Origin of the sequence: Solidesulfovibrio aerotolerans (assembly GCF_009856865.1) — a bacterium.
GTDB classification, from domain to species: domain Bacteria; phylum Desulfobacterota; class Desulfovibrionia; order Desulfovibrionales; family Desulfovibrionaceae; genus Solidesulfovibrio; species Solidesulfovibrio aerotolerans.
This window is the reverse complement of record NZ_WVUD01000079.1, coordinates 1-6,961: the sequence shown is the minus strand read 5'-3', so window position 1 is coordinate 6,961 and position 6,961 is coordinate 1. Positions and strand designations below refer to the sequence as shown.

Annotated in this window: 3 protein-coding genes and 2 pseudogenes; 3 read left to right on the top strand and 2 right to left on the bottom strand. The window is 58.6% G+C overall.

The features are described from left to right. Positions 1-521, top strand: a 521-nt coding sequence (locus tag GTA51_RS19755; protein ID WP_160964196.1) for a recombinase family protein, incomplete at its 5' end; no start/stop codon positions are given. Between the two features lie 2 nt (positions 522-523). Further along, positions 524-1,306 (top strand): annotated as a pseudogene (locus tag GTA51_RS19750) (DUF4158 domain-containing protein); the annotation flags it as partial. Positions 1,307-1,464: 158 nt separating this feature from the next. On the opposite strand, the gene GTA51_RS19745 reads toward GTA51_RS19750, so the two are convergent. Together GTA51_RS19745 and GTA51_RS19740 are read right to left on the bottom strand one after the other, a co-directional pair. After that, on the bottom strand, positions 1,465-1,953 hold the full coding sequence (locus GTA51_RS19745; protein WP_160964194.1) for an OmpH/Skp family outer membrane protein: 489 nt from the start codon (positions 1,951-1,953) through the stop codon (positions 1,465-1,467). 140 nt (positions 1,954-2,093) lie between these two features. Further along, entirely contained in the window at positions 2,094-4,994 is a 2,901-nt protein-coding gene (locus GTA51_RS19740; protein WP_160964192.1) for an autotransporter outer membrane beta-barrel domain-containing protein, read from the bottom strand. 1,348 nt (positions 4,995-6,342) lie between these two features. On the opposite strand from GTA51_RS19740, the pseudogene GTA51_RS21115 reads away from it, so the two are divergent. Further along, positions 6,343-6,802 (top strand): annotated as a pseudogene (locus tag GTA51_RS21115) (transposase); the annotation flags it as partial. Positions 6,803-6,961: the final 159 nt, after the last annotated feature.

Sequence of the window (6,961 nt, the reverse complement as noted above, 5' to 3'; positions counted from 1 at the left end):
TCGACCAGAACCCGGAACGGCAGCTCGAACACGTTCAGGTGGACAAGGTGTTCACCGACAAGGCGTCGGGTAAGGACACTCGACGGCCACAGCTCGACGCGCTCCTCGCCTTCGTGCGCGAGGGCGATACGGTGGTGGTGCACAGCATGGACCGCCTGGCGCGCAATCTGGACGACCTGCGTCGCCTGGTGCACAGCCTTACCCAGCGTGGCGTGCGTATCGAGTTCGTGAAGGAAAGCCTGAGCTTCACCGGCGAGGATTCACCAATGGCTAACCTCATGCTGTCGGTGATGGGGGCGTTCGCCGAGTTTGAACGCGCCTTGATCCGAGAGCGGCAACGCGAGGGCATCTCGCTCGCCAAACAGCGAGGTGCCTACAGGGGGCGCAAGAAGGCGCTCGCGCCAGATCGGGTGCTCGAACTGCGGCGTCGTGCCGCTGCCGGCGAAAAGAAGGCGCCGCTCGCCCGCGAGTTCGGCATCAGCCGCGAAACCCTCTACCAGTACCTCAAAACGAACGACTGACCATGCCACGCCGCAGTCTGTTGACGCCCGCCGAGCGGGCCACCTTGCTGGCATTCCCCACGACAGACGATGAACTGATCCGGCACTACACCTTATCCGAGGCCGACCTGTCGGCGATACGTCAGCGGCGCGGAAATCACAACCGTCTCGGCTTCGCAGTGCAGTTGTGCTACCTGCGCTATCCTGGCTTTGCCCTGCCCAGTGAAGCGGGACCTCCCGCATCCCTTCTGAATATCATCGGCAGCCAGTTGTACATTGAGCCGAACATCTGGCCACAGTACGCGCAACGCCCGGAGACTAGACGCGAGCACCTGCTGGAATTGCAGGCATGGCTGAACCTGACACCATTCGCGGCCGCTGATTACCGGCACTTCGTGCAACAACTCGCCGAACTGGCCAAGCAAACCGACCGGGGTATCATGCTCGCCGAGGCGCTGGTCGATCTGCTGCGGCAGCAACGCATCATCCTGCCGGCGCTCTACGTAATCGAACGGGTGTGCAGCGAAGCGCTGACGCACGGCACGCGACAGGTCTATGAGGCGCTGACAACGCCCCTGACCGATCACCACCGCCGAGCGCTCGACGCACTGCTGGCTATTCGTGAAGGCACCAAGGGCAGTGGGTTGATCTGGCTGCGTCAGCCGCCGGGCCCACCCAAGCCCAAGCATGTGCTGGCCCACTTGGACCGGCTGAAGACCCTGCGTGAACTGGGGCTGCCGGATGGACTGGAACACACGGTCCACCAGAATCGACTGTTAAAGCTCGCCCGTGAGGGCGGGCAGATGAGGGGTTGACAGCTTTCAGTCATAACAGCGTACACAAATTTCCGTTTGGTGTGGTGACCCCTATTTGCCAAATCGTGTCCTTACCCATGTTGGGCCCGAGGGTGAAAGTCACATGCAATATTTTATGACACAGTAAGACTAAGGAAGAATCAGAATGGTCATGGCATTTGATTAACCTTCTTAATTATCTCTTCGGTAATGTCCATGTCCGGCCCCACGTAAACATAGTTAGCCCGGTCCTGAATGCCGCTGATGCCCTTTTGCTTGGCATATTCGCCCAGGGCCTGATTGACCTTGTCCACCACAGGCTTGAACTGGATATTCTCCTCCTGGGTTACATCCCGGGTAAACTGCTGCAGTTTATCGCCAATCTGCTGCAGCTCAGCCATAATATCCTTTTTTCTGGCATCCTTAATATTTGATTCGCTCGCCTCTTTTTGGAGTTTCCCCGCCCATTGCTCTAATTTAGCTGCCTCTTGGCGGCGGTCAGCGAATTTGTCCTGAATCCCTTTTACCAATTTGGCCCCGGCATTGCATTTCGTAAGTATTTCTCGGCTGTTGACCACCGCGATCCTGGTCTGGGCGTACCCAGTCGTGAAGGAGAGGAGGGAAAAGCCAACCACCAAAAACAATACAAGCATTCTCATGTCCGTCGGTCTCCTTTGTGAAGAATATTAACATGGTCCATAGTTGCCGGTCGCTCCAAACACCGCGACGGCCAGAGAGTTCGCTGGCCGTCGCGGGAAGGTACAGGGCGTGCGCCCGGATGGTCGGAGCGCGTACTGCGTTAGAAGGAATACTTGAGGCTGACGCTGCCTGCCTGAGAGTCGTAGCCGGGCCGAAACAATTCCAGGCCGACCCGGCCCGTGGCCGAAAGAGACTTGCCCAGGTTGGCGGTTACCCCGGCGTCCACGATGGCCGAATTGTAGCCATGGCCGGCGGTCTTGGTGCTAAAGCCAGAATCCGGGGAGCCGCAGAAAGAGGCGGTGATGGTCCGGGGGGAATTCAGCCACTGGGAACCCCAAACCGCCCGGACTTCTGGCGTGACGGCCCCAAAGGAGGTCTTGAACTTGCGAAATACCCGGCCGCCCAGGGTGGTGGTCAGGGAATTGTCGGACCGGGCGTTCACCCGCAGACCCAGGCCGCCGGCCCGAGTTTCGCGGTAGCGCTCCTGGGAAAGCGTGCTCCATTCCACCGAGGCGATGGGACCCATGGTCACGGATCCGGCATGGAAGTCGTAGCCGCCGCCCAGCGACGTCGTGGTGTTCCAGCTGTTCCACACGGCCCGGGCCGAACGGTTCATGTTTGACACCGGAATGTTGCGGGTGGCGGTGGTGGTGTCGTAGCCCAGACGGAACAGGCCATCTACGAACCAATCGTTTTGACGGTAGGCTCCCATGAGCGCCAGACTCCAGTCGCTCACGGTACCGTTGCCGCCGCCCATCGACTTGAGGGTGACAGACTGGGTCATAAACGCCGGAGCCAGGGCCAGGGTCAGGCCGGAAACCGGACGGAACTCAAGGCCGCCGGTCAGGCCGCCGGTGTTGGCTGTATAGCCGGTCTGCTCGGAGCGGGCCTGCTGGTGGGCCAACATGCCGAACGGACGCAGGAATACGCTGAACCGGGAATCCGTGATGGGCGCTGTTCCTTTAGCGGACGAGTCCAAGCTGGCCTGCCCGCCGCCGTGGTCGTTGACGGCCATGAGCGTGGCCGGACCAGTGTCCATGGGGCCGGCAAAAGCTTGGCTACCGGAAATGCCACCTTCGTGGAGTCCGGCCCGCTGCGCCGCAGTCAACACCCGGGAGCCGTCGAAAAAGCTCTGGGTGAAGGCGTCATAAGGCTCCGGGCTCAGCATCTGCAGAGTGGAGGTGGCCACCGCCGCCGGCGAATAGTCCAGCAGGGTCAGCAGTGAGGCCATATCGCTGCCATCGGTGGCGGTATAGGAAGCCCGGTAGAGGCCTGTTCCCACCGAGGCCGAACGGCCGTCTGCGGCGAAGGCGGAATAGGGAATGCGCATGGCGGTGAGAAGCACTGCGTTGTCCGTGTACACTGGCACAAACCGCAGGGTCAGCGAATCGAGGTTCTGGGTGACCGAGGTGAAGGTGCCGGTCAGGCCGCCCTTTGCGGTAATCACCGTCCAGGTGTTGCCGGTGTTGTAGAAGCTCTGGGTGGCCTGGACCGAGAGGGCACCTCCGCTGAGGTTCGCCGTACCGGAGATGTCAAGCCGGTCGCCCACGCCGCCGGTGGTGATCTCGTCGTAATAGGTGGCCGCAGCGGATTGGGTGTAGTTACCGGCCACGTTCAGGGTGCCGATGGAGCCACCGGGAGAGACCGTGCCGTTGTTGGTGAGGTTGTCCACCGTGCCGTAGCCGCCGACGGTGGCCCCGGAATCGACCACCAACGTACCGCCCAGCGCAGCCCCTGAGGCGACCTGCAGCTTGCCGGAGGCGACCGTGGCCGTGCCGGTGTAGTTGGAGCTGTCGCCGGTCAGGGTCAAGGTACCGGAACCGGACTTGGTGATGCTGCCAGAGCCGGAATAGGAACCGGCCACGGTCTGCGAACCGGTGGCGGAAGTGTTGAAGCCCAAGCTGCTTGTCACAGCGAAGCCGGTTTCCAGGGCGTTTACGCCATTGATAAGGAGGGTGCCGCCGGCAAAGGAGATGGATCCTGTGCCCAGATTGGCCATGGAGGCCACGTTTACTGTACCGTCGTTGAGAATGGTGCCGCCGGAATACGTGTTGGAGCCGGTCAGTATCAGACTGCCGGAGCCGGACTTGGCGATGGAGCCGGCACCGGAGATGGTGCCTCCGTAGGTCAGGGTGGAAGCGACGTTAAAGGTCAGGGCACCGTTGTCCACGATGTTTCCGGTGACCGTGGCGTACTCGTTTATGGTGGCGGCCGCTTTGGTGTTGACGTTCAGGCCGCCGAAGCTGCTGGCCGTGGCCGCAGTGGGATTCAGGGTCCAATTGGTAATTGTGGCACCGTCACCGACGACAAGGTTGGTGGTGTTTAGGAATTGGTTGGAGGCCGAACCCGTGCCCACCAGGTTGAGGGTGTTGGCACCGCCGTCCAGATCCACCTTGCCGACGAGGGTAGCGCCGGTACCCAGGGTGACGGTGTCGTCGGCTTTGGCGGACTTTATGGCATAGCCCTGGCCGCTACCCGTCGTGTCCACGCCGGAGAGGGAGCCGGTCACGTTTAGATTCAGGGCTCCGCCGGAAGAGACCGCCGCAGCCAAGCCGTTGGCCGTGGCCGAGACCGTGCCGGAGATGCCCAGCGGGGTGGAGGAGTTGCCGCCGTTCATGGTCCCGGAGGCATAGAGGCCGTAGGCCGTGGCGTTCCCGTCGATGCCCGACTTGGCCGTAGATGTGATTGTCCCGGAGACGCCGCCGGCCACGGACATGGGGCCTTCGCTATTAATGCCGGCCGCAGTGGCCTTGGGAGCGACAGATATATTCAGTGACTCGTAGGTATACCATGTCGTCGCGGTATTGGTGGCCGAGGTAGTGATCGTGCCGGACACCCCACCGGTGATGGTGAGGGGCGAGGTATAGGATCCACTTGTGGTGAGGGTCGAGGGAGAGAGTCCATCCGATGATATGCCATTCTGATAAATGCCATAGGCGGTAGCCTGAATTGCTGCGGCGTTGGCCGTGGCCGTAATCTTGCCGGACAGTCCATTAGACAAGATTAAAGGCCCACCATACGTAGTCTGTAAGTTCCCGGTAAGTATCGCGCCACCGTTACTGATGCCAGCAGCCGAAGCCGAGGCATTCGTGTTCGTGGCAGAGGCAATAATGGAGCCGGAAAGTCCGCCATCCAGATTGGCGAATGAGCTTTGTATGCCAAGTGCATTAGCAATAAGGCCGTTTGAGGTTGCCTTGGTCTGGATTAAGCCGGAGAATCCTTGGTTCAGAGACACTGTTCTGCCGTATAATCCCGTGGCCACAGTCCAAGTGCCACCGCTTGCCGCGACATTGACTGTGCCCGACAACCCGCCGTTTACAGTCAACGCGCCCGGTTGCCCGCCGTTCATAAGCCCACCTGTCGAACTTAGGCCTTGAGCTGAGTTCATAGAGACAGAGTCTTGTGTCGTAGAAGATGCGGAGACTGTTCCGGATAGCCCTCCATTAATGGTCAACGCACCGGATAAAGAGTAAAGAGAATTAGCAGATAAAGACGGCATGCCTTTAGTGCTTGTTGTATTTATTGCAGAGGCGGAGACTGTTCCGGAAAGGCCATGATTGATTGTTAAATCACTTGTTGAATAAAGCCCATGGGCTCCTACAGTAGAATTAGGCGTGCCCGTCGCTGAGGCGGAAACTGACCCAAGCACACCGTTGTCAATCGTCAGTGAGCCGTTATTCGTATAGATACCGTAGGCATAAGCATAAGGATCTCCGCCGTAAGTGCTTCTGGCCGCAGTGGCAATGGCCAAAATCGCATCCCCGCTGGCAACCTGGGGATAGGTGAGGGAGTTTTTACTATACACCCCGTAGGCAAATCCCGACTCCGTCTTCGTAATCGTAGTGGCCAAGGCCGGCGCAACGACCAGAGCCACCAGCAGCCAAGCCGTGCTCCAGACTATGACCATGCGCCTGCGCCAGTGTGCGCGGCGTTTCTTCACTTCAATACCCTGATCTTGATGTGCGCTCCGTCTCATGCGAGACCCCTCCCCATGTTTAATCGTTATGATGTTCCCCATAAACAAAAAAATTACCCACCATTTCCAGTCGTACAACAAACAGAGTCACCGAGAATCGGATGATTTTAGGAAACTCCACTTGAAAACAAGACGCTTCCCGCATGGGCAAATGGTCTTCCGGCACTGGATATAAAAGCACCCCATCCAAGTTCTCATTTCTTCGATTTTGCTGTTAAATAATTTAAAATTAAGAAAGTGCAGTCACTCATAGAGTTGGTCTGTAACTGTTTTTGAGAGCAAGGCGTAGCTGGATTTAGGAAGCCTAACAAACTGTTTTCATGTGTCATTGGCAAGATTTGCAACTTTATCAGCAGGCACTCGCATACGGTAGTTGATGCGTAAAATGGGGTTGATGGCCATTTGCCCAAAAACCAGGACCAGCGTTCCACATCCCGAGTACAGGATATATCCGTATCTCTTGCGTGGGCTGCAGATTGACTACCCGGATCAGGTGTGGTGCGCTGACATCACTTCTATGCCCATGAAATGTGGTTATTTGTATCTGGTGGTGATTATGGACTGGCACAGACGAGCCGTGCTGCCCTGGCGACTGTCCAACACTATGGATGGCAAAGGTCCGATGGATGGACAACGTCTTCATCGAACGCCTGTGGCGATCGGTGAAATGGGAATGCATCTCCCCCCGAGAGCTGGAGACCGGCAGCCAAGCCCGGGAAGCGCTCGACGACTGGTTCAGATTGTACAATGAGCAACGGCCCCATACCGCTTTTGACGGACTGCGGCCCATGGAAGTATACCGGGATGCCCAAAGGGCACCCAAAGCGGCATGACCACCAATCGGACTATAACATAACTTCACCGCCTGTCAAACAGCACCGAAAAGTGACCCCCAATCAGCGTCCAAAATTGACCCCCTCGATGTTGATGTCCGCCCTCCATCTAATCGGGGGGGGGGGGCGCCTCATTGGCTTCTGTGCTTGAGCCTCCAG